26 protein-coding genes are annotated in these 24,883 nt (G+C 55.1%); 16 read left to right on the top strand and 10 right to left on the bottom strand.

Going from position 1 to position 24,883, the window contains the following annotated elements; translation table 11 throughout:
* The first annotated feature begins 219 nt into the window (after window positions 1-219).
* The 10 genes from LEPIL_RS11315 (at window position 220) to LEPIL_RS11270 (ending at window position 11,304) form a co-directional block, all read left to right on the top strand.
* Entirely contained in the window at window positions 220-1,587 is a 1,368-nt protein-coding gene (locus LEPIL_RS11315) for an FAD-binding oxidoreductase (RefSeq protein WP_002772629.1), read from the top strand.
* Window positions 1,588-1,703: 116 nt separating this feature from the next.
* Window positions 1,704-2,450 carry an SDR family oxidoreductase gene (locus LEPIL_RS11310; protein WP_002772627.1) on the top strand — a complete coding sequence of 249 codons (747 nt, stop codon included), beginning with the start codon at window positions 1,704-1,706 and terminating at the stop codon, window positions 2,448-2,450.
* Between the two features lie 56 nt (window positions 2,451-2,506).
* Window positions 2,507-3,127, top strand: coding sequence for a TlpA disulfide reductase family protein (locus LEPIL_RS11305; protein ID WP_002772626.1), 621 nt, complete (start codon window positions 2,507-2,509; stop codon window positions 3,125-3,127).
* Window positions 3,128-3,234: 107 nt separating this feature from the next.
* Complete coding sequence (locus LEPIL_RS11300) at window positions 3,235-5,235, top strand: acetoacetate--CoA ligase (protein ID WP_002772625.1); 2,001 nt, start codon at window positions 3,235-3,237, stop codon at window positions 5,233-5,235.
* A 168-nt stretch (window positions 5,236-5,403) separates the two neighbouring features.
* Complete coding sequence (locus LEPIL_RS22070) at window positions 5,404-6,105, top strand: FecR family protein (protein WP_002772624.1); 702 nt, start codon at window positions 5,404-5,406, stop codon at window positions 6,103-6,105.
* Between the two features lie 315 nt (window positions 6,106-6,420).
* Complete coding sequence (locus LEPIL_RS11290; RefSeq protein WP_002772623.1) at window positions 6,421-6,663, top strand: addiction module protein; 243 nt, start codon at window positions 6,421-6,423, stop codon at window positions 6,661-6,663.
* A 679-nt stretch (window positions 6,664-7,342) separates the two neighbouring features.
* Window positions 7,343-8,710, top strand: a complete 1,368-nt coding sequence (locus LEPIL_RS11285; protein WP_002772622.1) for an MFS transporter — start codon at window positions 7,343-7,345, stop codon at window positions 8,708-8,710.
* Window positions 8,711-8,831: 121 nt separating this feature from the next.
* Window positions 8,832-10,121 (top strand): glutamate-5-semialdehyde dehydrogenase, encoded by a 1,290-nt coding sequence (locus tag LEPIL_RS11280; protein ID WP_002772621.1) that lies wholly within the window; start codon window positions 8,832-8,834, stop codon window positions 10,119-10,121.
* Entirely contained in the window at window positions 10,121-10,807 is a 687-nt protein-coding gene (gene nadD, locus LEPIL_RS22065; protein WP_002772620.1) for a nicotinate (nicotinamide) nucleotide adenylyltransferase, read from the top strand. The genes LEPIL_RS11280 and nadD overlap by 1 nt, the downstream gene beginning before the upstream one ends.
* Entirely contained in the window at window positions 10,804-11,304 is a 501-nt protein-coding gene (locus tag LEPIL_RS11270) for an O-acetyl-ADP-ribose deacetylase (protein WP_002772618.1), read from the top strand. Before nadD ends, LEPIL_RS11270 begins: the two co-directional genes overlap by 4 nt.
* 48 nt (window positions 11,305-11,352) lie before the next feature.
* On the opposite strand, the gene LEPIL_RS11265 is transcribed toward LEPIL_RS11270, so the two are convergent.
* Together LEPIL_RS11265 and LEPIL_RS11260 are read right to left on the bottom strand one after the other, a co-directional pair.
* Window positions 11,353-12,744: a replication-associated recombination protein A gene (locus LEPIL_RS11265; RefSeq protein WP_002772616.1), complete on the bottom strand. Its 1,392-nt coding sequence runs from the start codon at window positions 12,742-12,744 to the stop codon at window positions 11,353-11,355.
* Between the two features lie 98 nt (window positions 12,745-12,842).
* Window positions 12,843-14,231, bottom strand: coding sequence for a hypothetical protein (locus LEPIL_RS11260; RefSeq protein ID WP_002772615.1), 1,389 nt, complete (start codon window positions 14,229-14,231; stop codon window positions 12,843-12,845).
* 72 nt (window positions 14,232-14,303) lie between these two features.
* On the opposite strand from LEPIL_RS11260, the gene tmk reads away from it, so the two are divergent.
* The 4 genes from tmk (at window position 14,304) to LEPIL_RS11240 (ending at window position 17,792) form a co-directional block, all read left to right on the top strand.
* Window positions 14,304-14,957, top strand: a complete 654-nt coding sequence (gene tmk / locus LEPIL_RS23475; RefSeq protein ID WP_002772614.1) for a dTMP kinase — start codon at window positions 14,304-14,306, stop codon at window positions 14,955-14,957.
* A gap of 76 nt (window positions 14,958-15,033) precedes the next feature.
* Window positions 15,034-15,609, top strand: coding sequence for a cob(I)yrinic acid a,c-diamide adenosyltransferase (locus LEPIL_RS11250; RefSeq protein ID WP_002772613.1), 576 nt, complete (start codon window positions 15,034-15,036; stop codon window positions 15,607-15,609).
* Between the two features lie 269 nt (window positions 15,610-15,878).
* Window positions 15,879-16,322, top strand: a complete 444-nt coding sequence (nrfH, locus tag LEPIL_RS11245) for a cytochrome c nitrite reductase small subunit (protein WP_002772612.1) — start codon at window positions 15,879-15,881, stop codon at window positions 16,320-16,322.
* Window positions 16,323-16,397: 75 nt separating this feature from the next.
* Complete coding sequence (locus LEPIL_RS11240; protein WP_002772611.1) at window positions 16,398-17,792, top strand: ammonia-forming cytochrome c nitrite reductase subunit c552; 1,395 nt, start codon at window positions 16,398-16,400, stop codon at window positions 17,790-17,792.
* Between the two features lie 156 nt (window positions 17,793-17,948).
* Here LEPIL_RS11240 and LEPIL_RS11235 read toward each other — a convergent pair whose 3' ends face one another.
* The 4 genes from LEPIL_RS11235 to LEPIL_RS11220 all read right to left on the bottom strand — a co-directional run bounded on the left by LEPIL_RS11235 (window position 17,949) and on the right by LEPIL_RS11220 (window position 21,684).
* Window positions 17,949-19,148: a phosphoglycerate kinase gene (locus tag LEPIL_RS11235; protein WP_002772610.1), complete on the bottom strand. Its 1,200-nt coding sequence runs from the start codon at window positions 19,146-19,148 to the stop codon at window positions 17,949-17,951.
* Between the two features lie 90 nt (window positions 19,149-19,238).
* Window positions 19,239-20,240, bottom strand: a complete 1,002-nt coding sequence (gene gap / locus LEPIL_RS11230) for a type I glyceraldehyde-3-phosphate dehydrogenase (protein WP_002772609.1) — start codon at window positions 20,238-20,240, stop codon at window positions 19,239-19,241.
* A gap of 66 nt (window positions 20,241-20,306) precedes the next feature.
* Window positions 20,307-20,738 carry a universal stress protein gene (locus LEPIL_RS11225; protein WP_002772607.1) on the bottom strand — a complete coding sequence of 144 codons (432 nt, stop codon included), beginning with the start codon at window positions 20,736-20,738 and terminating at the stop codon, window positions 20,307-20,309.
* Window positions 20,739-20,775: 37 nt separating this feature from the next.
* Window positions 20,776-21,684 (bottom strand): hypothetical protein, encoded by a 909-nt coding sequence (locus tag LEPIL_RS11220; RefSeq protein WP_002772605.1) that lies wholly within the window; start codon window positions 21,682-21,684, stop codon window positions 20,776-20,778.
* A 145-nt stretch (window positions 21,685-21,829) separates the two neighbouring features.
* Between LEPIL_RS11220 and LEPIL_RS11215 the strand changes: the two genes are divergently transcribed.
* On the top strand, window positions 21,830-22,273 hold the full coding sequence (locus LEPIL_RS11215) for an RpiB/LacA/LacB family sugar-phosphate isomerase (protein ID WP_002772604.1): 444 nt from the start codon (window positions 21,830-21,832) through the stop codon (window positions 22,271-22,273).
* On the opposite strand, the gene LEPIL_RS11210 is transcribed toward LEPIL_RS11215, so the two are convergent.
* Complete coding sequence (locus LEPIL_RS11210; protein ID WP_002772603.1) at window positions 22,270-22,590, bottom strand: DUF4180 domain-containing protein; 321 nt, start codon at window positions 22,588-22,590, stop codon at window positions 22,270-22,272. The two genes, LEPIL_RS11215 and LEPIL_RS11210, sit on opposite strands and share 4 nt — an antisense overlap.
* Between LEPIL_RS11210 and LEPIL_RS23470 the strand changes: the two genes are divergently transcribed.
* Window positions 22,580-22,741: a hypothetical protein gene (locus LEPIL_RS23470; protein WP_157135061.1), complete on the top strand. Its 162-nt coding sequence runs from the start codon at window positions 22,580-22,582 to the stop codon at window positions 22,739-22,741. The two genes, LEPIL_RS11210 and LEPIL_RS23470, sit on opposite strands and share 11 nt — an antisense overlap.
* 53 nt (window positions 22,742-22,794) lie before the next feature.
* Here LEPIL_RS23470 and LEPIL_RS11205 read toward each other — a convergent pair whose 3' ends face one another.
* The 3 genes from LEPIL_RS11205 to tmpT all read right to left on the bottom strand — a co-directional run bounded on the left by LEPIL_RS11205 (window position 22,795) and on the right by tmpT (window position 24,837).
* Window positions 22,795-23,169, bottom strand: a complete 375-nt coding sequence (locus LEPIL_RS11205; RefSeq protein WP_002772602.1) for a hypothetical protein — start codon at window positions 23,167-23,169, stop codon at window positions 22,795-22,797.
* 619 nt (window positions 23,170-23,788) lie between these two features.
* Complete coding sequence (locus LEPIL_RS11195) at window positions 23,789-24,226, bottom strand: hypothetical protein (RefSeq protein ID WP_002772600.1); 438 nt, start codon at window positions 24,224-24,226, stop codon at window positions 23,789-23,791.
* Window positions 24,205-24,837, bottom strand: coding sequence for a thiopurine S-methyltransferase (tmpT, locus tag LEPIL_RS11190; protein ID WP_002772599.1), 633 nt, complete (start codon window positions 24,835-24,837; stop codon window positions 24,205-24,207). The genes LEPIL_RS11195 and tmpT overlap by 22 nt, the downstream gene beginning before the upstream one ends.
* Window positions 24,838-24,883 lie beyond the last annotated feature (46 nt).

Raw genomic sequence — 24,883 nt, 5'->3', positions numbered from 1 at the left:
GCCGATTTGATTATGTCGCTTGAAAAGCTGATTTTTCCAGTATGATGAAACCGCTCATTCTTTCCACTCCTCTTGCTGATGGGGCGCTGCTTTTTTTGCAGTGGAAAATCTGTGAGATTCCATTCCTGCGTCCGGACGCTAAGTGTTTCGCTTTCAGCATACAGATGCCGTTGAAAATGGTGGCAAAGGCGCCCCGACGCTTGGAAATGGTCGCAACGTATGAAAAAGACGATAGCGAACTGGGGAATGTACCCGGTTATCGAAGCCGAAGAGATCGAGTCGATCCGACCCGAGGCGATTTCATCGATGCTCGGCAAAGAGCCCGTCATTGCTCGCGGCCTCGGTCGCTCGTATGGCGACGCCTCGTTATCCGGTCGCGTATTCAATGATCTGCCGCGTAACCGATTCTTGTCTTTTGACGAGAAGAGCGGGCTTCTTACCTGCGAGGCCGGCGTCTCACTTCAAGAAATACTCGACACCTTTGTGCCGCGCGGATGGTTTCTTCCCGTCACGCCGGGCACGAAATTCGTAACGGTGGGCGGAGCCGTCGCCTCCGATGTGCACGGTAAGAACCATCATGTTTCAGGATCGTTCTGTCGTCACGTGACGCGCATCCGACTGCTTATGGCCGACGGATCGGTGCAGGAATGCTCGGCGGTTAAAAATGCCGATCTCTTTCGTGCGACGGCTGGCGGCATGGGGCTGACCGGATTAATTCTCGATGTCTCTTTCTATATGAAGAGAATCGAAACGTCGATGATCCGGCAGGTGAGCTACAAGGCCCGCGATCTCGACGAGATGTTCACGCTGATCAACGAGCATGAGCACAGCACGTATACGGTTTCCTGGATGGATTGCCTTGCCCGCGGACGTTCGCGCGGTCGCGGAATCCTTTTTACAGGCGAGCATGCCACTCTGAAAGACGTGGCCGGAACAAAGTACGAAAAAGAGCCTTTCGCTCTACCGCACAAACTGCCGTTAACCGTTCCGTTTGTTCTGCCGTCGTTCGTTCTTAACTCTCTTACCGTTCAGGCGTTTAACCTTGCCGTATATTCGTCGCATCTTGCGAAAAAGAAGGAAGGACTGGTCGACTACGATAAGTTCTTTTATCCGCTTGATTTCATTCATAACTGGAATCGTATCTACGGCCGGGCCGGATTCTTGCAGTATCAGTTCGTCTTACCCGATCGCACGGCCTATGACGGAATGGTTCGTATTCTTGATGAGATCTCATCGCATCGTCTCGGTTCGTTTCTTGTCGTCTTCAAGCGCTGTGGCGATCCGATGGCCGTTCCGCAGGCGGGCAAGAAGGGCGCCCCTCCACAATTTCCGCTTTCCTTTCCGCTGCTCGGCTATTCGCTTGCAATGGATTTTGCGATCCGACCCGGTATGATGGAGTTCCTTGATCGTCTGGATGAGATCGTGCAGTCTTTCGGGGGCAGAGTGTACCTCACGAAAGATGCTCGCCTTAAGGCCGAGATGCTCCGGCGTATGTATCCTGCCACGAAAGAATTTCTGGCGATTCGCAAGAAGGTCGATCCGAAAGGGCGTTTTCAATCGCTGCTTTCACAGAGGCTGAAGCTCTGATCGATGAATAGAGCGCATCGACGCGAGAAGGCCCCCTCGAAAAGAAGTGCCCGATACGAGTAGTCGATGAAAGAAAACAGATATCCTTTTTATTTGACTGAAGCATAGAGAGAACGATGAAAGAACCACTTTTCAAAAAAGCCCTGATCATGGGAGCCGGATCAGATATGGCACGTGCCTTCGCCGAACTGCTTGCGCGTGAGAAGACCGACCTTGTGCTGGCCGTGCGACGGCCGAAAGAGATCGAGGCCGATGCGGCGAATCTTCGCATACGTTACGGCGTCGCCGTTGAGTGCATCACGCTTGACATCACGTCTGAGAAGAGCCGCTCTTCCTGTTTCAGTTCACTGAAGGGAGTAACGCTTGTGGCCACCTTTGCCGGGTATTTAGGCGAACAGTCCAGAGGTCAGGATGATGCTGAAGAGGCGCTTCGTATTATTGAGTCGAATTACACGGGACAGGCTCTGATTCTTGAGAAGGCCGCTGCGTATCTTTTAAAGCAGGAAGGTCGACGGGCCATCGTCGGCGTCAGTTCCGTTGCCGGCGATCGCGGACGTCAGAGCAACTATCTCTATGGATCGGCGAAGGCCGGTTTTACTGCGTATCTGTCGGGTCTGCGGAACAGACTGTTTCAAAGCGGCATACAGGTGCTTACGGTGAAACCAGGTTTTGTCAGGACGGCTATGACGGCCGGCATGCCTCTGCCTGCTCCGATTACGGCGAGGCCCGAGCAGACGGCGAAAGACATTTTTAGAGCCTTATATAAGAAGAAGGACGTCATTTACACGCTCTGGATGTGGCGCTATATCATGCTGATCATCCGCAGCATTCCGGAGTTTGTTTTCAAGAGATTGAAACTCTGACGGGCGTCGGGGCTTTTAGCTTGCCCCTGCGCTGGTTTCTTTTTTCTATTACTTCAATGAAACGTATCGCCGTCCTCCTTCCTGTCGTCTCGCTTTTCGCGCTCGCTATGTGCAGCCCGAAACAGCGATCCAATCTCGGAGTGGATCAATTGAGCGGCTGGACGGCCGACGGAAAGCAGGTGCAGCTTGCGTCTTTGCAGGCGCCGGCCGTTGTGCTGAACTTTTACAGCCCCACGTGCAAGCCATGCATCGAAGAGCTGCCGGCGCTGGAGCGCTTTTACGAAGAGGCAAGCCGCCTTGGCGTACCCATGTATCTTACGCTGGAGCCCGATCTCGAAAAGAACGGCGTTGAAGGCGTGCAGACGACGGACGCAGGTCAGATTCGCGAACATCTCATCGCCCGTGTGATGGAAGATGTGAAGCGTTATAACATCAAGATACCCGTGCTTGTTCTCGATCGCCCCTTTGCCATCGAGCCTGGAAATCTCGTAACGGGAACGCCTGAAACGCTGCTTTTTCGCACCGCTCCGTTTCGACTGCACTATAATTTTATCGGTCCCGTTTCGACGGCATCGAACGACGAAGAGCTGGCTCGCAGCAGCCGGTATAAGTTTGCCATTGAGAAGCTGAACGAAACCGTTCAGGCCGACGCCTATCAGCCCCGCGAAGGCTATTGAGCATATTGATGACGGTGCACGCTACGGGTGCACCTCTCCTGAACTCCTATTCAAAAAACTGCTTGCGTCGTCCACTCGCGTAAGTAAGCAGAGTTCCGGAGACGTTCATGACCATCCTCTGGAAGCCGCAACACATAGAGCAAACGCAACTTCATCATTTTATCGAGCACATCAAACGCAGCCCGCAGATAAACGACTGGCCGTCGCTCTATCGCTGGTCTGTCGATCATACGGATCAGTTCTGGCGTGAGTTCCTTGACTTCGCCGAGCTGATCTACGAAGGCGATGTCGAGCCTGCCATTCAGCCGGCGCGCAAATTTCAGGATACGCGCTTCTTTCCTTCTCTGCGTATCAACATGGCCGAAAACCTCATGCGTCATATCATGGCCGATTGTCGTGAAGGTCGCGGCCATACCACTCGCATGCTTTTTTATCGCGAGGATGGCCTGCGTCGCGAGCTCAGCTCGGCACAGATCGCCGTTACCGTGCGGCGTCTGCAGCTTGCCATGAAGGCGGCCGGTGTGCAGCCCGGCGACCGTATCGCCGCCTATCTGCCGAATATACCCGAGACGATGCTCATCATGATCGCCGCCCTTTCTCTCGGTGCCGTATTTTCAAGCAGCGCTCCGGATTTTGCGGCACGGGCCGTGCTCGATCGCTTTCAGCAGATTCGCCCGACGTTGCTTTTCGCAGCGGATGCCGTGCTCTACCGGGGACGCATCGTCGATAAAAGATCCGAGCTCGATCAGATCGTCGCCGGATTGCCCGATCTGAGGCGCACGATTGTCGTGTCTCTGGATAACCCTGAAAGTCCGTTCGGCGACTTTATAGAGCCTGTGCCGGCAGCTAAGCCAGTGGCCGGATCGACCGGCGAAGCGCCAACGCCCGCGACGATTCCCATGACGTTAGCCGAGCAGGATCTTCCTGTCTTTCATCGTCTGCCGTTCTCGCATCCCGTATATATCATGTATTCGTCGGGAACCACGGGGCTTCCGAAGTGTATGGTGCAGGGTCCCGGCGTTCTTCTCAATCATCTGAAAGAATTGATGCTGCATACCGATCTGAAAGCAGAGGAGCGCATCTTCTACTTCACTACATGCGGATGGATGATGTGGAACTGGCTGGCTTCTTCGCTCGCTGTGGGCGCCACGCCGGTTCTGTATGACGGGCATCCGTTTACGCCCGATGCAAACGTGCTCTGGAAGATGGCCGCCGATGCGCGGGTTAACGTTTTTGGAACAAGCGCCGGTTATCTTGCCGCCCTCGAACGATCGGAGTTTGACTTAACGGGGCTGGATCTGACGTCTATGCGTTCGATCCTTTCGACGGGATCGCCGCTTCTTCCCGAGCAGTTTGATTTCGTTTATGGGCGCATTAAATCCGACGTGCAGCTCTGCTCGATCAGCGGAGGCACCGACCTGAACGGATGCTTTGTGCTCGGCAATCCGCTTCTGCCCGTGCATCGCGGCGAGATCCAGTGCGCCGGCCTTGGAATGGATGTCGATGTCGTAAACGAAGAATGCCTGTCGCAGCCACCGAGAAAAGAAGGCGAGCTGATCTGTCGCAAGCCTTTTCCTTCGCAGCCGCTGTTCTTCTGGAACGATGAAGATGGCAGCCGCTATGAGGCGGCCTACTTCGAGACCTTTCCCGGCGTATGGCGGCATGGCGATTTTATCATTCGCACAGAGAGCGGCGGGTTCCGCATCCAGGGAAGATCCGATGCAACGCTGAATCCGGGAGGGGTGAGAATCGGAACGGCCGATCTCTATCGCGTCGTCGACGGCATCCCCGAGATCGCCGATAGCCTGGTGATCGGTCCGTCGCTGAAAGGTGAGGTGAGCGTGATGCTCTTTGTGACGCTTCGCGGATCGCATACGCTTGATGATGAGCTGCGTACGAAGATCAAACGAGAGCTGAAAGAGAAGGCATCTCCGCGTCATGTTCCCGATCATATTTTTTCGGTGACAGAGATTCCTTATACGAGGAATATGAAGAAGGTGGAGATTGCCGTGCGCAATATTTTCGAGAGCAGGCCGGTGACGAATCGGGAATCCCTTGCCAATGCCGAATGTCTCGATGAGTATGAGCGGCTGGCAAAAGACTTCTGATGTCGGACTTCAGAAGTCACTCGCAAAAAAGCCAGCGCGGATGTCGGTTTTTCAGATTGTCTGTAATGAACTCTGCCCGGTTTTTACTGTCTAAGGAATTGCGGCATTCGAGTGGATGGCCGGAATAGAGAAAGGCGCTGCACAGGCAGCCAATACGAGGAGAGAAAAATGAAAATGAAATACTTGCAGGCGCTTATCCTGTCGGCGGCGATGATTGCCGCCCTGCCTCTACAGGCCGATCCAGTTAAACTTGCCCTTGTCGTCTTCAAGAAAGGCGATGCCTCGCTTGTTAGAAACGGAAAGGTGCAGCCGGCAAAGGTGAAGGATCTGATCCAGGAGAAAGACGAGATCAGAACGGGAGCGGGCGGCGAGCTCAGCCTGCAGCTCTCGTCGGGCGTACTTGTAAAGGTGGCCGCCAATTCTTCACTTGTCATCGAGGGTATCGCCCGCGACGAGAAAGGATCGACGCTGGCCCTGCGCCTCAATAACGGCACCCTTCTTGGTAAGGCGTCGAAGGAATCGGGCAAAGACCTGAATCTGACGGTGCATGCTCCGACGGCCATCGCCGGCGTGCGCGGAACGGAGTTCATCGTCGATGCAAATGCCGAACAATCATCGGTGCTTGTTGATGAAGGCGTCGTCAACGTCAGCGATGCGACCGGTTCGCGAAGCGTCGATTGCGAGGCCGGCAACAAGGTCGTATCGGATGGCAAAGAACTGGTGCAGGGCGTTCTGGACGCCTACGAAAAACAGCGCTTCGCCATCTTCGAGCGCTTTGAAAAAGAAAAGCAGAAGAGCTTCGAAACCGTCGTCGAGCAGATCCGCAAAAACAAAGAGCTGATGGAACAGCAGAAGCAGAACATGCCTTGATAGATCGATAAGAGCCTGTGATGAGCAGGCTCTTTTGCTTTATGATGAGTAGCAAAGTCCGCAGACTGGTGAAACGTTTCATGAGAGAGGATGGTAGTGTGGGCGTCTTTTCGGTGGATTAATCCCTTTATTCTCTGGTGCGTCAAACACGGAGAACGTTCCAGTATCTCAGTTAAGGTCGTCAGCCATGACCCTGTTTCAGCGCGTTGCCTGTTAAATGCCCGGTATGGGCGAAGCTGAAGCCGCGAGAGCCTCAGAAAAATGAATGGACGAAGATGCTGAAAAAATGATTCTATTGGAGACGAGGTGGCGAAGATGGCAAGGACACTGGACGAAGCCCGGCAGATTGTGAACGAACTCAGCCCGGAAGATAAAGAGATCCTGGCAATCGAGCTCGGTCTTGAAATGAAAGAGGTGGATCCAGAGGTTAAAAAAGCCTGGCTTGCAGAAGCCAGACGTCGGTGGAAGGAATTTGAAGATGGTAAGGTAGAAGGAATTCCAACCGAGGAAGTCTTCAAGCGAATCCGACAGAAACTCAGTGAAGCCCGCCATTATTAACCTCCGTGTCTCACTGGTTGTTTCTTCTGCTCTATCTTCGCTTCAAGGAAAGGCATAAGAGGGTGAATCACGGAGGCACGCAGGAAGAAAGAAAAGAAAGAATTTGTTAACCGCGAAATACACGAAAAGCGCGAAAGAAAACCAGAGCATGGATTGAAGCAAATGAATCTTTACGCTTCACCTGTTGCCTGCACCGGATGTCCCTGTGATCCCAGTATTCAAGGTTCGCGTAATTCGCGCTTTTCGCGGTCAAAAGGATTTTTCCGAAATCTCTTTAGCAGTGAGCTACCAGAAGTGATGATGCATTGCTGTTACCCAGTTCCCGCCTTCTGACCTCCCTCCGTCGTTCATTCTCTCTGTGTTTCCGTGGTCTCCTGGCTTTATCTTGCCTGCCTCTGCCCTCTCTTGCTAACCAGCATCCGGTCGGACGAATTCTGTGGCAACGGGGGGCCGTACCCTCCGCGGCCCGGAAAACGCTTGCGCTGGATCACCGCGCATGCTCTTCTGCTCACAGTCGCGATGCCTGTTTTCCTCGAAATGCCCCTGTAACGGACGCCCTGAAAGCGGCGCGAACTGCGCGGTCCGGTGAGCGTCTTTGATTGAAGGTTTGCGCCAGCGAAACATGCGTCGATAGTGACAGAATCAAAATAGAAAAGCACGGTCTAAGCCGGAGGGTTTCATGCAAAAGAAAACGACCCTGGACTACATCGGTCTGGGCGATCTAAAAAAACACGGATGGCGGGGTATTCTTGCCTTCTGGATGGTGTCAGCCATCGCCTTCTTCCTCTTCGCCGATCAAAACCTGATCGCTCCCAATCTGCAGAATATCGGCCGCTCCCTCGGTCTGAATACCGATGCCGATGTCGACTGGTATCTGGGCGGCGTTATCCCCGTTCTCTTCTTCATACTGGGTGGAGCGGTTTCGCTCAGCATGGGTTATCTGTCGCAGCGTTATTCGCGCAAGAACCTTCTGCTTTTTACCCTGGTGCTGGGCGAGGGCACGTGCCTTCTTTCAGGATTCGCCACGACCTTCACCGAATTCGCCATTCTGCGCACGTTAACCGGATTCGGTCTTGGCGGCGTATTCCCGCTTCTCTTCTCGGTTCTGGGGGATTATTTCACAAGCCGTCACCGTGCCGTCGCCGCCGGCTATCTCTCGCTGGCCATGGGCCTGGGCATCGGCGTCGGTCAGCTTGTGGGCGGCACTCTCGGCCAGGCCGATCCGATAAACGGGTGGCGGACGAGCTTCATCGTCGTGGCCGCTCCGTCTTTTCTCTTCGCCCTTGTGTACTGGCTGTTCTGTCCGGAGCCCGTGCGTGGCGGAGCAGAGAAGGAGCTTGAAGGCATCGCCGAAGATCTTTCGATGGAAGCGCACCGCTTCACGATGAAGGATCTGCGGGCCGTGCTCAGCAGCAAGACGAACCTCGGTATCTTCTTACAGGGCATTCCGGGCACCGTTCCCTGGGGCGTCTTTTTCACGTTTATGATGGACTACTACGAACGTCACTACTCCTTTGCGAAAGACGAGGCGGCCGGTCTTGTGACGCTTGCCGCCGTCGGCGTCTTCGCAGGCACTTTTTTCGGCGGCATCATCGGCCAGTGGCTGTATAACCGCAATAAAAAGCTACAGCCGATCTTCTGCGGCGTGACGACCTTTCTCGGCGTCTTTCCGTCGCTGTATCTGCTTCAGGCCGATTCTATCGTGAATACGCCGCTCTTTATCGTTCTCAATATCGGAACGGGCTTTCTTATCAGTCTGACGGGCTCAAACGTGCGCGCCATCCTTATCAATACGAACTCGCCGCGCAATCGCAGCGCCGTCTTTGCCGTCTATAACCTGACCGACGACCTCGGTCGCGGACTCGGGCCTGCGATCAGCGCCCTGTTCCTGACCATGATTCCCGATCGCACCCTGGCGCTTTCGATCTCGATTCTTTTCTGGATTCCGTGCTCGCTTATCTGGATCTACATCATGGCCAATTTCGAACGCGACGAACAGCAGGTGCACAGCGAGTTACAGGAGCTGGCCTCGACGGCTAAATCCTGAACTCGTTGACACAGAAATCATTGCAGAGGACAGGGGATAAGGCGTTTTCGTTTTATCAGATCCAGTTTTGTTGCGGGCTCTGATAGAGAAATCGTCTTATTTCAGGTTCAGGAGGATGACCATGCAAACCATGACCGACGAAACGGTGGCATCATTCCGGCCGTATGTCGATGATCTGACGGCCGACGCCCGGCATGCCTTTCGCCATATACGTCAGGCCGACACTGCCACACGAAATGGCATCCTCATAAAACTTGCAGAGCTGCTTGAAACCGATGAGCGGCAGAAGGACATACTGACGGCGAACGCCCTTGACCTTGAGGCGGCCGTATCGTCGGGCATGTCGTCGGCGATGAAGGATCGTCTGCGCCTTGACGTTCCGCGTATCGTCGCTATGGCGAAGGCGGTGCGCGAGATTGCCGCCTTTGCCGATCCTGTCGGCGAGGTGATTCGCGGGCAGACGCTTGTGAGCGGCGTGCAGATGGTGCAGAAGCGCGTTCCGCTTGGCGTCGTTTTCACGGTGTATGAATCCCGCCCGAACGTCACCGTCGACGTCGGAGCGCTCTGCATCAAAAGCGGAAATGCGGCCATTCTTCGCGGAGGCAAAGAGGCCTTTCACTCGAATGTCGCCCTCTATCGCATTTTCGTCGAGGCGATTGAGATATGCGGATTGCCTTCGGGCGTTTTGCAGCTCGTCGAAGAGACGGATCGTGCCTGCATGCTTGCTCTGCTGGAGCGTGACGATCGTATTGATCTTGTCGTTCCGCGCGGCGGCGAAGGGCTGATCCGCTTTGTTTCGCAGAATACGCGCATCCCCGTCGTGAAGCATGATAAAGGCGTCTGTACGATGTTTATCGACGAAAGCGCCGATCTCGATCAGGCCATTGAGGTGGCGGCTAACGCAAAGCTACAGCGGCCTTCTGTCTGTAACGCGATCGAGAATCTGCTTGTGCATTCGCGTTTTCCTTATACGGAGCAGCTGCTGGCCGGCCTTGCTCTCAGAGGGGCCCGCCTGATCGGATGCGAGCGCAGCCATGCCATTTACCCCTCTGTTGAAAAAATGACCGACGCCGATCTGGAATACGGATCGGAGTATCTGGACGAACGCCTTTCTGTGAAAATAGTCGATTCGCTGGAGCAGGCCGTAGATTTCATCTATAAATATGGCAGTGGTCATTCCGAGGCCATCCTGACGCGGAGCCTTGAATCTGCGCGCAGCTTTGAGCGTATGGTCGATTCGGCCGCCGTCTTTGTGAACTGTTCGACTCGCTTTCACGATGGCGGGCAGATGGGCATGGGGGCCGAGGTAGGCATCTCCACCGGGCGACTGCATGTGCGCGGTCCGATGGGCGTGCGAGATCTGACGACGACGACGTATGTGATGTCGGGTGAGGGCCAGATCCGAAGCTGATGAAAGAGAGGCTTCTTTCGATTCTACGAGGCGGCGATGCGTTGAAGACTCCGCCGCCGGCGGGCCGCATGCTCTATGGCGGTTCGTTCAACCCCGTTCATCTCGGTCATCTCGCACTGATCCGCTATGTGATCGAACATGATCTGGCCCGCTCCGTGTTGCTCATGCCGGCCGGGCGGTCTCCTTTCAAGGGGACCGGGCAGTATGCGCCGGCAGAGCATCGACTCAAGATGCTTGAGCTGGCCGTGCAGGGCCTTTCGGATGATCTTCAGGCCCGCATCGCTATCTCGGATGCCGAGCTACGTCGTCCGGGCCCGAGTTATACGGCCGAGACGCTTCAGAGCCTCGACGACGGCATAGATACGGCCCTCCTAATCGGAGCCGATAGCCTCGAATCCTTCGATCAATGGAAAGAGGCCGATTGGATTCTCGGACGTGTTCCGCTCTATGTCGTTTATCGCGCCGGCATCGACGATGCGCAGGTGCAGAGCTGGCGCCGCCGGCTTCAGGGATTCTTTCCCGTCGCAAACGTTTATTTGATACCGTTTGAGCCGCCTGCCTGCTCCTCAACGTATCTGCGTCAGGCCATCGCTACGGGCGCCGGATTCGAGCAGCTGAAGGCATGCCTGCCGCAGTCCGTCTTCGCCTACATCAAGCATGTCGGCCTGTACAGAGAAGAAGCATGAAGATCGACGTTCTACAGGGAGATATCACGAAGCTTGACGTCGATGCTATCGTGAATGCGGCGAACAGCTCTTTGCTTGGCGGCGGAGGAGTGGATGGCGCCATTCATAGAGTTGCCGGGCCCGAGCTTCTGGCGGAATGCCGCACCCTGGGCGGATGCCCGACCGGCGAGGCTCGTATAACGGGCGGTTACCGTCTCAAGGCCAGGCATGTCATTCATACGGTGGGCCCGATTTTTAGAGGCGGTTCGCAGGGCGAGGCCGCTCTTCTTGCATCATGCTATAAAAGCTCGCTCAAGCTTGCCGTTGAAAACGGGCTGCACAGCGTCGCCTTCCCGAATATCAGCACGGGCGTTTATGGTTATCCGAAAGAAGAGGCCGCTCAAATCGCCGTGAAGGCCGTTCAGGATTTTCTGGCGACGGCCGATTCGCTGCATGTAATCTTCTGCTGTTTCGACGACGAGAACTTACGCCTGTACAGAAGTATGCTGGGTCTCTGATCGTATCAGAGCTTTCAGTCCTGGCCGCTCCAATAAGCGCATGCCCTCTCATTCGTCGGCCGCTGATTTCTCGTCGGCAGAAGAAGCATCGGCCCCGGAGCTGGAGGGGCGATCTTTCGGCATCTGCGGCGCTGCCGGATAACGGCGTTCCGGGAAGAGATACTGCAATCGATCGGCGATACGGGCCTCCTGTCCCTGTCGTGAGGCCCTGTAAAACTGGCGTTTTTCTCCCTCGGGAAAGTAATTCTCTTCGACGAAGTGCCCCGGAAAGTCATGAGGATATTGATAACCACGTCCCGCTCCCTCCGCTCTATGCGTCGCCGTCGGTGCGTTGCGCAGATGATCGGGAACGGGAATGCGTCGGCCGCTTACCCGCGCAAGGGCCTCGTTGATCGCCACATACGAGGCGTTGCTTTTCGGCGAGGCGGCGAGAAAGGTGGCGCACTGACCGAGCACGATGCGGCCTTCGGGCATACCGATGCGCTCCAGAGCCTGAAAGGTCGAAACGGCCATGGTTAACGCTGTCGGCGATGCGTTGCCGATATCTTCGGACGCGAAGATGATCATTCGGCGGGCGATGAAAAGCGGATCTTCGCCGCCTTCGATCATAACGGCCAGATAAAGAAGGGCTGCATCGGGATCAGATCCGCGAAGTGATTTGATGAAGGCGCTCACATAGTCGAAGTGGTTCTCGCCCTGCCGGTCATAGAGCCGCACCCTGCCGGAAAGAACGGACTTCACGTGCTCTTCGGTAATGGCGATGGCTGCCGCTGCACTGTCATCATGCTGAGTGCTCGCCCTCTCTGAAGATCGAGCCTCTTCAACAAGAAGTTCGAGAAAGCGCAGCATCTTGCGCGCATCGCCACCGGCCGCTTCGAGAAGAGGCTCGCGCACATGCTCGCGAAAAAGCGTGCGATCGATGGGGCGTCCGGCTACGCGTTCGCATTCTGAAAGGCCGCGTTCGAGGATGGCCTCAAGCTGCTCTTCATCAAGAGCCTTCAAACGATAAACCTGACAGCGCGAAAGCAGCGGACCGATGACCTCGAACGATGGATTCTCCGTTGTGGCGCCGATTAATAGAACCGACCCGTCTTCGACGGCATGCAACAGGGCGTCCTGCTGGCTCTTATTAAAGCGATGGATCTCGTCCAGAAAGAGGATCACGCCTCCGCCCTGGCGCCCTTTATCGATGATCTCGCGCACCTCTTTGATACCACACGACACCGCTGAGAGCAGATGAAAGGGACGGCCCGAATTCCTTGCAAGAAGGCGGGCAAGGGTCGTCTTGCCGCAGCCAGGCGGACCGTACAGGATCATGGAATGAAGAGGGGCCTTCTGTAGCCTCTGCACGAGGTCGGACTGTCCCTGAAAATCCGACATGCGATCGGGGCGAAGGCGTTCGGGCAGCGGAGCGGCTGGCGAGAAGAGGTCGCGGCTCATGAGTTCAGGAACTCACGGGCCGCTTTGCAGGCATTCCTTTTTCGATGAGAGGAAAGGGCGAGCGGCGAGTCGGCCAGAGTCAATGCTCGGAGCGCCTTTCAGCGCTGCATCTGCTCTTCGAGGTCCTTCTTGAAACGATCGAGAAAGATTGTGATATCGCGAATAAGCGACTCCTGCGATTGAGCGTCGGTAAGACTCATAAGCAGCTCATGTGTCGCCTTCTGGAGAATGCGACTGAGACGTTCCGTACCCTCGGGTCCGGAGAAGGCTGCCTCCAGGCCTTCGCGAATCGTCGCATGCACGTTCAGCAAAACAAGGCGGATGACAGGGCCCAGCGGCGATAAAAGATAAGGCTCCATCGCACGGTTGATCGAGTACTGTACCATCTCGGTGATCTGCGGCTCGATCTCGGGCATCACACGCCGGCTGAACTGATCCATGCGGGCGGCCAGCAGCTTTTCGACGGCCTCGGTCGTGCCCGGCGAGAGGTTCAGGCGTCCGCTCGTTTCGAGAGAGCTCTTTGCCTGGTCGAGGATGTTTAATGCGACAAGGCCAGAAATCTCGGCGGCGATGATCTGCGCGTTATCATGAATGATGTTCGGCATCAGACCATCGTCGGGAATAAAGCGATTCCGCTTCATACGCAGATAGATGGGAATGATACGCAGAAGACGCAGGGCGGCCGAATAATGCGGCGGATACAGCATAACGATCTCGTAAAAATGATGCACGGGAAAGAGATACCAGCGTCGGTAAGCCCGGCCGCGAATGGCGCCTGCCCAGCGGAACAGGAAGTCTATAAGAAAGAAGAGAACGAACCAGCGATCGATGCGATAGAAGTAATCGGTCTTCTCGCCGTCTTCACCGATCCAGCGAAAGTAGTTTTCCTGCATGAGAGGCAGGATCTCTTTCTCGAAGAAGGCAAATTCGTCGGCCCGGCGTTCATCGGTTAGATTCTCGCGACTGAAGAAATGCGCGAAGCCCTGCTTTGCCGAATTCTCTTCGTTCGGAAGATGCTCGCGAATGATGTTCTTCACCATTTCAAGCACACCGTCCTTTTCGGCGAGATAGAAGTGGCTATCGACGCCGCGGCGATCGATCATGTCGCGGCTGTGCTCGGTAAGCGAGGCAAGCAGTTCGGTGATGCGCTGCTCTCTTGCCGGCCGCTCAAGCAGAGGAGCCGTGGCAAGATCTTCGAAGGCGATCTTCAGCGCTCTGTAGTCGTTCTCGTAGGCGACGGTGAAGCGATGCGGCTGAATGCCTTTTACGGAATCGTAGGTCTCAACGATGGCCGGAGCCTGCCTGAGAAGCACGTCGCGCATCGTCATGCGAAAGTAGGGCATCTTATAAAGATACAGGGCATCAAAAAGCAGCAGAATATAGTTGATGACGGCGACGGTTACGAAGAGGATTTCGTATACGAGCTTTCCGATGCTTCGCTTTCTGGTCGGTTGATTCCAGAGTTCTTGAAGGGCTCGATTTTCCATATTGTTTTCCTTGCAGATTGCCGGGGCCAGGAACCAGTAGCATCGCAGCAGAATCAGGTAAATACATTTCTCATGAACGTTCGAAAAAAAGGTCTTTTCTGCGTCGTCGAAGGCATGGATGGCGCCGGGAAAACGACCGCTCTGCAAGTCCTCTCAGACTGGATTCAGGGAGCGGTACCGGTCGTCGAAGAGGCCCGGTCGGCCGTCGATCGTCTGCGAAGCCGTACCGTCGTCTTTCTTCGCGAGCCCACCTCGCTGGAAACGGGCCTTGAAATACGCAAGCGACTCTCCTCCGATGAGCCCACGGAGTTCCGGGAGTGGATCAGGCTTTTCCGTGCCGATCGCGAGGTGAATCTGCAAACCTTTGTGCGGCCGTCCCTTTCTCGCGGCGAGATCGTCGTTCAGGACCGTTATCTTTATTCAACCGCCGCCTATCAGGGCGCCTTTGCCGATATCGGCCCGAAAGGCGTACTTGCTGAGTTTGCAGACTTTCCGCGTCCCGATCTGCTCATCTTTCTTGATATCGATGAGAAGACGGCCTTCGCGCGCATGCAGGCCCGCTCGGGCGATCGTGAGGTCTTTGAAAGGCCTGATCGCTGGCGTCGCATCAGAGACGCCTACAGAGAAGTATTGCCGGCCAGTGCGGTGATCATTGATGCGGCGTTGCCGGTTCAAGTGGTTGCCGGGCAGGTGGCGGCGACGCTTGCAAAAGCGGGAGATGACTGAGAGCGATTGAAACATATGCGAAACCTGTCTCGAAAGCCGCGAAAAGGCTGCGAGCGCTGATCTAAAGGAGGAAGAGATGAAGATCTATACAAAGAAAGGCGATGGAGGCATGACAGGCCTGGCTACCGGAGAGCGCGTACCCAAGCATGATCTGCGCGTGGAGATGTACGGTACGGCCGATGAGTTGAACGCCGTGCTCGGCCTTGTAACTTCGCGCATCGTCGGCGATGAGCCGGGTGAGGAGCGCCGACAGCTGCTTCGCGAAATGCAAGAGCAACAGTGCCTGCTCTTTGAACTGGGAGCGGAGCTGGCCGGTTATTATCGCGACGCCGGAGTGTCCGTCATCGAAGAGGCCGACGTGCATGCTCTTGAGCTGGCCATTGATCGTATGAACGATCAACTGGAGCCGATGAAGTCCTTTATTCTACCAGGAGGAACGACGGCTGCATCGTTTTTACATCTGGCACGTACCGTCTGTCGCCGTCTTGAAAGACAGATGACATCGGTACACGAAGAACGTCCCGAGCTTGTTCTGGCTGGTGCTCTGAAATACGTCAATCGCTTGTCTGACTATCTATTTGTTGCCGCGCGATTTGCCAACCATCTTGCCGGAACCACTGACATTCCCTGGAAGAGCAGAAAAAAAAGTTGATATCTTCCAGTATATGAATCGATACATTATCTCTGGCATCGGGTCTTCGCATTATGTATAGTTAGAGATCATTAACGATTATCTTCCTATTAAAGAAGACCTGAGCCGGTTTGCTTTTCCGTAGTGGAGCAAACAGCGATGGTCAGGGTTACCCTGGGCGGGTATATCCTGCACGTGTGGATGTGATTCTCAAGTAAAATCCGAGTCCATGACTGTTAAATCCAAAAAAGGGTTGCATATTCTGAACGAAGTGTCAGAATCACGGCAGCATGGGCTCAATCCCTTTAAAATTCATTGCCCTGCCCGTAATGGCCGGACTGGTTCTTGGACTTGGCTTCTATACCTTCGTGTACGCGAAGGGATACTCCTATCTTTCTGATCGGAGCGAAGCCTGCACGAACTGTCATGTCATGCAGGAGCAATACACCGGATGGGTAACGGGGCTGCACAGGCAGGCAGCTCAATGCAACGACTGTCACACGCCGCCAGGCTTTGCAGGAAAGTATCTGACAAAGGCGCTGAACGGCTTCAATCACTCCTGGGCATTTACAACGGGCCGCTATCCCGAACCGATTCGCGTGAACGACAGGAATCGCGCAATCGCCGAGAAGGCCTGTTTGAATTGTCATGGAGACCTTTTTTACAAAGCGGCTACGACCGAGCACCGCGATGCCATCAACTGCCTTGGATGTCATCAGAACGCCGGTCACTGAGAAAGAGTCCAGAAACGGGAAACGGGAAAACCTCATCTCGAACGGAAATAAAAAAAGAAAAGCAGGAGAGCTAAAATGAAACAGTTCCTCGATCGTCTCACCGCTTTCTACAATGATCCCGAACATCGGAACCGTCGTTTTTTCATCACGACGGTGCTCGGGTTTGTTGTTGGAGGCTTGCTATCGTACTTGCTTGTCGACATCGTCTCGAAAAGAGAGCAGGCGCGGCATGCGTTTTTTCGCGTCGTTGAAATCACCGACGACACAAATGATCCGGCCATCTGGGGAAAGAACTTCCCCATGCAATACGAAGATTACCTGAAAACGGCCGACATGCGTCGCACGCGTTACGGCGGTAGCGAGGCCATGCCTCATACGCCGACTGAGGCCGATCCGCGATCGGTGGTGGCTCAGTCGAAGCTGCACGAAGATCCGCGGCTTGTGACGATGTGGGCGGGCTACGCCTTCTCGAAGGATTTTCGTGAAGAGCGCGGGCATGCCTACATGCTTGAAGACCAGATCTACACCGAGCGCCAGAAGGTCGGTCAGCCTGGCACCTGTGTGAACTGCCATGCCTCCACCTATGGCGCCATGAAGAAGCTGGGCAACGGCGACATCATCGACGGCTTTCATAAGATGAACGCCATGAAATACGTCGAGGTAAAAGAGCATGTCGATCATCCCGTCGCCTGTATCGACTGTCATAACGCCACCGATATGTCTCTACGCGTTACCCGACCGGCGCTGATGGAAGGCCTCAAGGCCTTTAAGGCGACGCAGGGCATCAAGGACTATGACGTGAACAGAGATGCGACCCGTCAGGAGATGCGCACTTATGTCTGTGCTCAATGCCACGTGGAGTATTATTTTAAAGGTCAGGAAAAGACCCTGACGTATCCGTGGTCCGAAGGACTCAAGGCCGATCAGATTCTCGCTTACTACGACAAGGTTGGATTCAAAGACTGGACGCATAAAGAGACCGGCGCTCCGACATTGAAGGCGCAACATCCTGAGTTCGAGATGTTCTCTCAGGGCATTCATGCTCGTTCCGGAGTCACCTGTTCGGATTGTCATATGCCGTTCAAGCGTGAGGGCAACGCCAAGATCAGCGATCACCAGGTGCGAAGCCCGTATATGAATACGCAGGCATCGTGCGGAACATGCCATTCGTTACCCGAGGATCAGCTGCAGAAGCGCATCGACGTCATTCAGGATAGCCACTGGCAGCTGCGTAACGTCGCCTTTGATGCACTGATCGATCTGATCCAGGATATCAAGAAGGCTCGCGATAAAGGCGCATCGGATGCCGCTCTGACACAGGCCCGTGATTACCAGCGCAAGGCGCAGTTCCTCTTTGACTTTGTCGAAGCCGAGAACTCCACCGGTTTTCACGCTCCTCAGGAGTCGGCCCGCGTACTCGGACTTTCCATCGACTATTCGAGAAAAGGACAGAAGGCCGTTCCACGTTAAGCGAGCTACTTTGATCAATTGAAGGCGGCGCCTGCTCCGAAGAGGGCTCGGACAGGCTCAAGCCGGAAAAAGAAAAACCCCGACCATTTCCGGTCGGGGTTTTTTGTTCTCTCGTTGTGAGAGAGGCAGGCTTTGCTGGCCGTATCTGTCGCCGCATCAGTTGCGATCGAGCGCCGCAACCCCAGGTAGCTCTTTGCCTTCAAGGAATTCCAGCGAAGCGCCTCCGCCCGTCGATACGTGCGATACGCGGTCGGCAAGACCGGCCTTCTCGACGGCTGCCGCCGAATCCCCGCCGCCGATCACCGTCGTCGCACCTTTTGATGTCGCTTCGGCTAACGCATCGGCAAGAGCGAATGTGCCTTTAGCCGTGCTATCGACCTCGAACACACCCATCGGTCCGTTCCAGACGACCGTGCGAGCCGAAAGAAGAAGATCACGATACCGTGCAATCGTGTCGGGGCCGATATCAAGTCCGATGTCGTCGGAGCCGAGAGCGTCAACGGCCACCGATTTTAAAGGCCCGACCGTCATCTTCTCGAAATCGAAGCTCGTCGAGACCATGCAATCCGTGGGCAAGAGGATCGTCTGCCCGAAGCGCGCCAGCAGGTCCTTCGCCATCTCGACGCGATCCTCTTCGACAAGCGATTTACCCGTCGGCAGTCCTTTTGCCTTGTTGAACGTAAACATCATGGCGCCGCCGATCAGCAGATGGTCGACCTTTGAGGCCAGGTTCTCAATCACGTCGATCTTACCCGAGATCTTCGCTCCGCCGATGATGGCCACATAGGGCTTCTCGGGATGGCTCACGGCCTTGCCGAGAAAATCGAGCTCTTTCTTCATGAGGTAGCCGCATACGGCCGGACGGAGAAGCCTGGCCACCCCCTCGGTGGAGGCATGTGCTCTGTGCGCCGTACCGAAGGCGTCGTTAACATAGACGTCGCCCGCTTCAGCAAGCTTCGCCGAAAGATCGGGATCGTTTTTCTCTTCGCCTGCATAAAAACGGATGTTCTCGAAAAGCAGGATCTCGCCTGGTTTCAGCGATTCTGACGCCCCTTTCAGCGATTCGATCGTTTCGCAGAAATGCACGGGAACAGAAACAAGCTTCGCAAGGGCCTCCTGTACGGGCTTCATGCTGTACTGTGCGTCGACCTTGCCTTTAGGACGGCCGAGATGCGAGACGAGAATCAGACGTCCGCCTCGCTTCAAGAGCGATTCAATCGTCGGCAGAGCGGCACGGATGCGCAGGTCGTTGGTGACGACTCCGCCCTTTACGGGCACGTTGAAGTCGACTCGGATCAGTACGCGTTTACCATTTACGTCGATCTGATCGATATTTTTGATCTTTGAATAATCCATGCGGTTTCCTCGTGTTAATACGGTTTAGTCGGTTATGGCGCAAAAAAGGCGGGATTGCGCCCGCCTTCGTAGATGTGTTGTCCTGTCAGATTATTTCTTCGTATTCATATACTCGACGAGATCGACGACCTTACAGGAATAGCCCCATTCGTTATCATACCAGCTCACAACCTTAACGAAGGTGTCAGAAAGCTGGATGCCGGCCTTCGCATCAAAGATCGAGGTGCGGGCGTCGTGCAGGAAGTCGTTTGATACGACCTCTTCATCGGTATAACCGAGAACGCCTTTCATCGCTCCCTCAGACTCCTCTTTCATGGCCTTGCAGATGTCTTCGTACTTCGCCGGCTTTTTCAGGCGCACGGTAAGGTCGACGACCGAAACGTTAGACGTCGGTACGCGAAAAGACATGCCGGTAAGCTTGCCTGCAAGCTCGGGAATGACCTTGCCGACGGCCTTTGCCGCTCCGGTGGAGGAGGGGATAATGTTCTGATAGGCGCCGCGACCGCCTCTCCAGTCCTTCTTCGAAGGGCCGTCGACCGTCTTCTGCGTCGCCGTTACGGCATGCACGGTCGTCATGAGGCCTTCTTCAACGCCCCAGCGATCGTTGATCACCTTCGTGATCGGAGCCAGACAGTTCGTCGTGCAGCTTGCATTCGAGACGATGTCCATGTCGTTTTTGTAAGATGAATGGTTTACGCCCATGACGAACATCGGAGCGTCGGCCGACGGAGCCGAGATAACGACCTTTTTCGCACCGGCCTTCAGATGGGCCTGCGTCTTCTCAAGCGTCGTAAAAAGGCCTGTCGACTCGATAACATACTCGGCGCCGATCTCGTTCCATTTCAGATTTGCGGGATCGGATTCGGCGGTAACGCGAATCTTCTTGCCGTTTACGATCAGCTGTCCGCCTTCTACTTTAACGTCGCCGGTGAAACGGCCGTGTGTGGAGTCATAGCGAAGCATGTATGCCATGTACTCGGCGTCGAGAAGGTCGTTAATACCGACGATCTCTACGTTGCGATTCTGCTCGACAACGGCGCGAAATACCATCCGACCGATGCGGCCGAAGCCGTTGATGCCAACCTTGATCATGAAATTCTCCTCTTGTGTTTCTTGAAATTACGATAGAACAATAGCAATAGTCGGAGCGGCTAAAGCTCAGCGGACTACGAGAACGCTGCACGGAGCGTGATGCACGACGCGATCCGACACGGAACCAAGCAGGAAACGGCCTAAAAAGTTCATACCACGGCTGCCGATAACGATGAGGTCGTATTTTCCTTCTTCGGCGATACGCACGATGGTTTCGGCGGCATAGCCTTCTTCGACGCGGCGATCCCATTTAACCTTGGTTTTATCGAGCGGGTCGTGAACCTTCTCGAATCGCTGCTCTGATACCCACTTCACTCGATTGACGTTTGCCGGAGGAGCCTCATAGTAGCCAGGAAGCGGACCAAACTCCTCGATGACTTCGAGAACGGTAACGCTGGCTCCTGCGGATTCAGCGATCGATAAACCCATCTCCAATCCCTTTTTCGAGCTTTCAGAGCCGTCGATGGGAATGAGGATCTTTTTCATAAAACGTTTCATAGATATGATGTACAGCTTTCTGATTTTTCGGCGATTTTCAAGTGTTTTTTGCCTCTGCTTCAAGGGCCGCCTCGGGCAGAAACGTAAAAAGTGGACGTGCGAGCGCAAACGGACGCAGCGCCGAGCCGTCGGGCGAGAATTCGCGAAGCTCGCCCATCGCATCAGCGGGAACGACCTGAAAACAATCCTCGGAATAAAGCTGGCGTAGCCAGGTTTCGGGCATGGCCTCGGAATTCTGCGGCGTATCGTCGGGCAGACGACTGATAAAATGAATCTGCTTCACCTTACGCAGTTCGGGGCGACCGAGAAGGCCCGAAAGTAATTCGAGCCCGATCTCGTTCTCGCGAAAGACGAAATCCGAAATGAAAACCACGCCCGGCTTTCCAGGCGTAAGAAGGACGCTTGCAAGAATGCGGTCGGCGACGACGGCGACAAAGGCAAAGCATCGATTCTGCATCAGGCGCCAGCGGAATTCGCTCATGTCGCCGGCAGCATCGTTGTCGCGAAGCCAGGCGAATACCCTGTTCCATTCATCCTCAGTATCGACGATGCGATGGATATAGAGAATCGATCTCTTCTCCTGTAAGAGAAGTGAGATCATCGCGATCATGCTCGCAAAGAAATAGACTCCAAGGCTGCTGATAATGCCCGTTGGAGCGATCCCGTTCACGAATTCCTGCGTTTGCAAGACGGTGGCGGGGATGAGGCCTGGAAGACGTTCAAGCAACATCAGAACAAGCCGCTCAATAAGAAAAAGCACGGGCAGAAAGGCGAGAAAATGCCATCGCTTCAGGCCGCCGACGCGCGGAGCAAGCATCGACAGAGGGAGGGAGATCAGAAAAAATAGTCCTGCATAGCCCGGAATAATCATGAAATCAAAAAAGAGTGGAAGAAGCAGCACCATCGTATGAAGAAGGGCGGTCAGGAAAAAAAAGAGGATCGGCACAGACCCAGAGAACCGGATGCAACGAAGCGGTCAATCGGGTTGTCGATCGAAATAGAGCATGCGGGCAACGCTTCTTGTGTTGCGGAACCCGTTCGGGACGGGTTCTTATTCCGGAAGAGCCGGCAGGAGGAGCGGGAGGCGCGAAATGAAAATAGCCATATCAAGCGACGAATACTGCGAGCTCGTCGACGTATTGCAGCTCGAATGTCAGAAGCGAGGGCATGTCGTGTTTTACCACGGGCCTCGTAAAGGCGACACGGCAGCCGACTGGCCGGCCGTCACGGCTGAGGCGGCCAGACAGGTGCAAAGCGGCGAGGCCGACGAGGCCATCGTTCTCTGCTATACCGGCACCGGCGCAAGCATCGCCGCCAACAAGCTGCGCGGCATTCGTGCCGCCCTCTGCATCGATCCGGAAACGGCAAAAGGGGCCCGAATCTGGAATCATGCGAACGTACTTGCGTTAAGCACCCGGCTGATCACGCCGGTCCGCGCCCGTGAGATTCTTGATGCATGGTTTGACACCGAGAAAAGCACGGATGAATGGAACAGGCGGCAGCTTGCCCGTCTGGCCGAACTCGAAGATCGTTAACCGTCGAGGCGACGCAGGGCCTCGTCCACCGTATCGACGAAAACGACGCGGTTGGATCGGTTGCTCTCGCGCATAAAGTCGGCGAGGTTTTTGCTCGAATAGATCGAGAAATCGCCGACGATGCCCAGACGCACGCCGTAGTTCGTCACCTTCTGCATGATCTCGCCGGCAAACTGCGTGCGCAGATCGAAGAAGGATTCGTGGATTGACGTTTTTTTAATGACGATGCTTGAGCTCGGAGCGTTCGCAAGCAGATCAAGAAAATCCCCCACCGATTCGAGCAGCAGCTCGCCTGTCAGCTCGGCAATGGCCGTCATGAACAGCGGCGCCACATCAGGCGGTCGCGTCGAATGCGTTTATTATGAAGGACGCCGTGCGTTAAAGGTGATTCTTACGGGGGAGCTGTCGCAGATCCCCGAGCTGATGCTTATGATCCGCGGGCTGCTGACGGAGCAAGGGCCTTTTTAAGGGCGGTATGGTAGGGCTATGAGGGCAGCATCCGGACCGTGATCTCGCGGCGCTCAGTCCGTGATAGCATAGAAAAGGCTCATGCTCAGGTAGAAGACATGGGTGGCTATGATAAAAGATAGGCTCGCTATTCCGGGTATGTTGCTTTTGCGAAAGGGAACCTTCGTATAAACTCTCGGATGCATATCCGGTCCTCTGTAGCGGCGTCTGAAGGGCTTACGAGAAAACATGAGTTCGGGCAGCTCGGGGCCGGCGATCTTTTTCAAACAGTATCCGCACAGTATCGTTCCCACTACAGGGAACATCATTCCAGCGATGGGAAGCGTAACCAGAAAATGAGAGACGTGATTCCACCTTGCTCCGGTGCGCGCCATGATCGTAAAGGCGGAACAGAGCAGAGCCAGGGCCAGCAGGAGTATGTACAGCACAAAGGGCCACCGGTTCAGCGCAGGTTCACCGGTTCAGCGCAGGTTCACCGGTCAGTTGGTCCCTGACCAGGAGAATCCAGATGGCGATCGCAGCAGAGAGAAGCAATAAAGAGAGAACCAGAAATACCCGATAAAAATGCTTTAGTTCTGTCTCGGTATTGGAGTAAATGCGTATCGGACCGCTCATTGGAAGAGCATAGACGGAAGAAGCGGGCCGGGTCAACGAGAATTGTCAGATATCAGCCTGGGGGGAAAACGCCGATATGAATGAGGCAATAGGAAGATCAAAGTAAGAAAATGGTAACGGAAGTCATAGCGTTCTCACTCGTTGTGATAGCAATCCTGTTGCATCCAGAAGTGTGGCGGAGGCCCTGCGGCATGCCGGCCCTTCGTTGCGTCTTTTTGATGAGCTGGCGAAAAAATGGCGGTGGACTATGGGGACGATGTACCTCTCCGGCGAACAGATCTCGGCGAGCCCCTCGCGCGGAGGAGGCCATAAGTGCCACTCAATCACGGGGCGCCAGCTAAAGGCGTTTCTCCCTGATCTGATCGTGCTCGCACAGATGTGGGACTCTCTTCCGGAGCTTCTGGAAGAACGTTAGTCTACTGTTTCTTAACGTTAAGAGCGATCATCGGTTAACGGCAGCACATAGAGCGCTTCAAGGGCGGCCAGACCGCCGACGAAGATCGCTTCGAGTCCGAGCTGGGCAAGCCCGAAAAAGGTCGCCGTATCATAGAGGTACCAGATCTGCGCGAGGCAGTGACCGATCCAGGCGGCGTTTGCGATGACAAGCAGAAGCACAGCCGGCCGGAACAGTCGCCCATGCCGCAAAAAGAGCCAGGCCTGCACACCCGAGAAGGAACCATAGGCGATATTTACCGCGGCCATGAAGCGGGTAAAGCCCTCGGTCCAGCCGTACAGATCTGCAAGAAACGGCGTTATAAGAAGCGTTATCAGTCCGACGGACAGGGCGGCCAGGGAATCTACGGAAAGCAGGATGCGCGGCATTCTGGTACTGGCCTGCGAGCCGGGTTTTATCGCTGTTGCAGCAACCATACGTTCTCCTCGGCCGGTACGCTGCCGCGCAATGGCGCTTCGATGCGTGCAAGATGTTTCACGGTATAGGCCGCATCATAGTGTTCGTGCACCTCATCCTTGCTCACCGAGAAAGGCGGGCCCGGCACGACCGTCTGATCGTATTCATAGGTGATGAGCAGCTGCGGCGACGTCTCGGTCAGATGCATGAGATGTTTGCTGTATTCTTTGCGCATGGCCGGCGGAAGGGCGACAAGAGCGGCTCGATCATAGATCGCATCGACGGTACCGAGCAGGAATCGCGAAACATGAAAGATGTCGCCGACAAAGATATCGAGGTTATCTGCACGGTAGTGTTTGAGGCCGCCGATATCGACGATTTCGGGTCGGGCTCCCAGATCGTCGAAAAGCTGTTCGATGGCCTTCTCGCTCAGTTCCGCTCCGACGACGCGATAGCCGCGCGAGAGCAGATAGGCGATATCAAGAGTCTTGCCGCAAAGCGGAAGAAAAACGCGACTGTTCGCAGTCAGACCGAGCGAGGGAAGGTGTTCTACGAGAAGGGCATTGGCCTCGTTTCCGTGAAAGCCGATGTTGTTCTCATCCCAGCGCTGTAACCAGAAATTGGCATCCATAAATAGAATTAGAATGAAGGAATGAAGGGCTGATCCGGCATCTCAA

This window comes from Leptonema illini DSM 21528, assembly GCF_000243335.1.
Classification (GTDB): Bacteria; Spirochaetota; Leptospiria; order Leptospirales; family Leptonemataceae; genus Leptonema; species Leptonema illini.
This window is presented reverse-complemented; position numbering and strand designations above follow the sequence as displayed.

What these genes read in the sequence shown, in the direction of transcription:
- LEPIL_RS11315 (WP_002772629.1), top strand. Translation starts at nt 220, where the DNA reads ATGAAAAAGACGATAGCGAACTGGGGAATGTACCCGGTTATCGAAGCC.
- LEPIL_RS11310 (WP_002772627.1), top strand. Translation starts at nt 1,704, where the DNA reads ATGAAAGAACCACTTTTCAAAAAAGCCCTGATCATGGGAGCCGGATCA.
- LEPIL_RS11305 (WP_002772626.1), top strand. Translation starts at nt 2,507, where the DNA reads ATGAAACGTATCGCCGTCCTCCTTCCTGTCGTCTCGCTTTTCGCGCTC.
- LEPIL_RS11300 (WP_002772625.1), top strand. Translation starts at nt 3,235, where the DNA reads ATGACCATCCTCTGGAAGCCGCAACACATAGAGCAAACGCAACTTCAT.
- LEPIL_RS22070 (WP_002772624.1), top strand. Translation starts at nt 5,404, where the DNA reads ATGAAAATGAAATACTTGCAGGCGCTTATCCTGTCGGCGGCGATGATT.
- LEPIL_RS11290 (WP_002772623.1), top strand. Translation starts at nt 6,421, where the DNA reads ATGGCAAGGACACTGGACGAAGCCCGGCAGATTGTGAACGAACTCAGC.
- LEPIL_RS11285 (WP_002772622.1), top strand. Translation starts at nt 7,343, where the DNA reads ATGCAAAAGAAAACGACCCTGGACTACATCGGTCTGGGCGATCTAAAA.
- LEPIL_RS11280 (WP_002772621.1), top strand. Translation starts at nt 8,832, where the DNA reads ATGCAAACCATGACCGACGAAACGGTGGCATCATTCCGGCCGTATGTC.
- nadD (WP_002772620.1), top strand. Translation starts at nt 10,121, where the DNA reads ATGAAAGAGAGGCTTCTTTCGATTCTACGAGGCGGCGATGCGTTGAAG.
- LEPIL_RS11270 (WP_002772618.1), top strand. Translation starts at nt 10,804, where the DNA reads ATGAAGATCGACGTTCTACAGGGAGATATCACGAAGCTTGACGTCGAT.
- LEPIL_RS11265 (WP_002772616.1), bottom strand. Translation starts at nt 12,744, where the DNA reads ATGAGCCGCGACCTCTTCTCGCCAGCCGCTCCGCTGCCCGAACGCCTT.
- LEPIL_RS11260 (WP_002772615.1), bottom strand. Translation starts at nt 14,231, where the DNA reads ATGGAAAATCGAGCCCTTCAAGAACTCTGGAATCAACCGACCAGAAAG.
- tmk (WP_002772614.1), top strand. Translation starts at nt 14,304, where the DNA reads ATGAACGTTCGAAAAAAAGGTCTTTTCTGCGTCGTCGAAGGCATGGAT.
- LEPIL_RS11250 (WP_002772613.1), top strand. Translation starts at nt 15,034, where the DNA reads ATGAAGATCTATACAAAGAAAGGCGATGGAGGCATGACAGGCCTGGCT.
- nrfH (WP_002772612.1), top strand. Translation starts at nt 15,879, where the DNA reads ATGGGCTCAATCCCTTTAAAATTCATTGCCCTGCCCGTAATGGCCGGA.
- LEPIL_RS11240 (WP_002772611.1), top strand. Translation starts at nt 16,398, where the DNA reads ATGAAACAGTTCCTCGATCGTCTCACCGCTTTCTACAATGATCCCGAA.
- LEPIL_RS11235 (WP_002772610.1), bottom strand. Translation starts at nt 19,148, where the DNA reads ATGGATTATTCAAAGATCAAAAATATCGATCAGATCGACGTAAATGGT.
- gap (WP_002772609.1), bottom strand. Translation starts at nt 20,240, where the DNA reads ATGATCAAGGTTGGCATCAACGGCTTCGGCCGCATCGGTCGGATGGTA.
- LEPIL_RS11225 (WP_002772607.1), bottom strand. Translation starts at nt 20,738, where the DNA reads ATGAAACGTTTTATGAAAAAGATCCTCATTCCCATCGACGGCTCTGAA.
- LEPIL_RS11215 (WP_002772604.1), top strand. Translation starts at nt 21,830, where the DNA reads ATGAAAATAGCCATATCAAGCGACGAATACTGCGAGCTCGTCGACGTA.
- LEPIL_RS23470 (WP_157135061.1), top strand. Translation starts at nt 22,580, where the DNA reads ATGGCCGTCATGAACAGCGGCGCCACATCAGGCGGTCGCGTCGAATGC.
- LEPIL_RS11210 (WP_002772603.1), bottom strand. Translation starts at nt 22,590, where the DNA reads ATGACGGCCATTGCCGAGCTGACAGGCGAGCTGCTGCTCGAATCGGTG.
- LEPIL_RS11195 (WP_002772600.1), bottom strand. Translation starts at nt 24,226, where the DNA reads ATGGTTGCTGCAACAGCGATAAAACCCGGCTCGCAGGCCAGTACCAGA.
- tmpT (WP_002772599.1), bottom strand. Translation starts at nt 24,837, where the DNA reads ATGGATGCCAATTTCTGGTTACAGCGCTGGGATGAGAACAACATCGGC.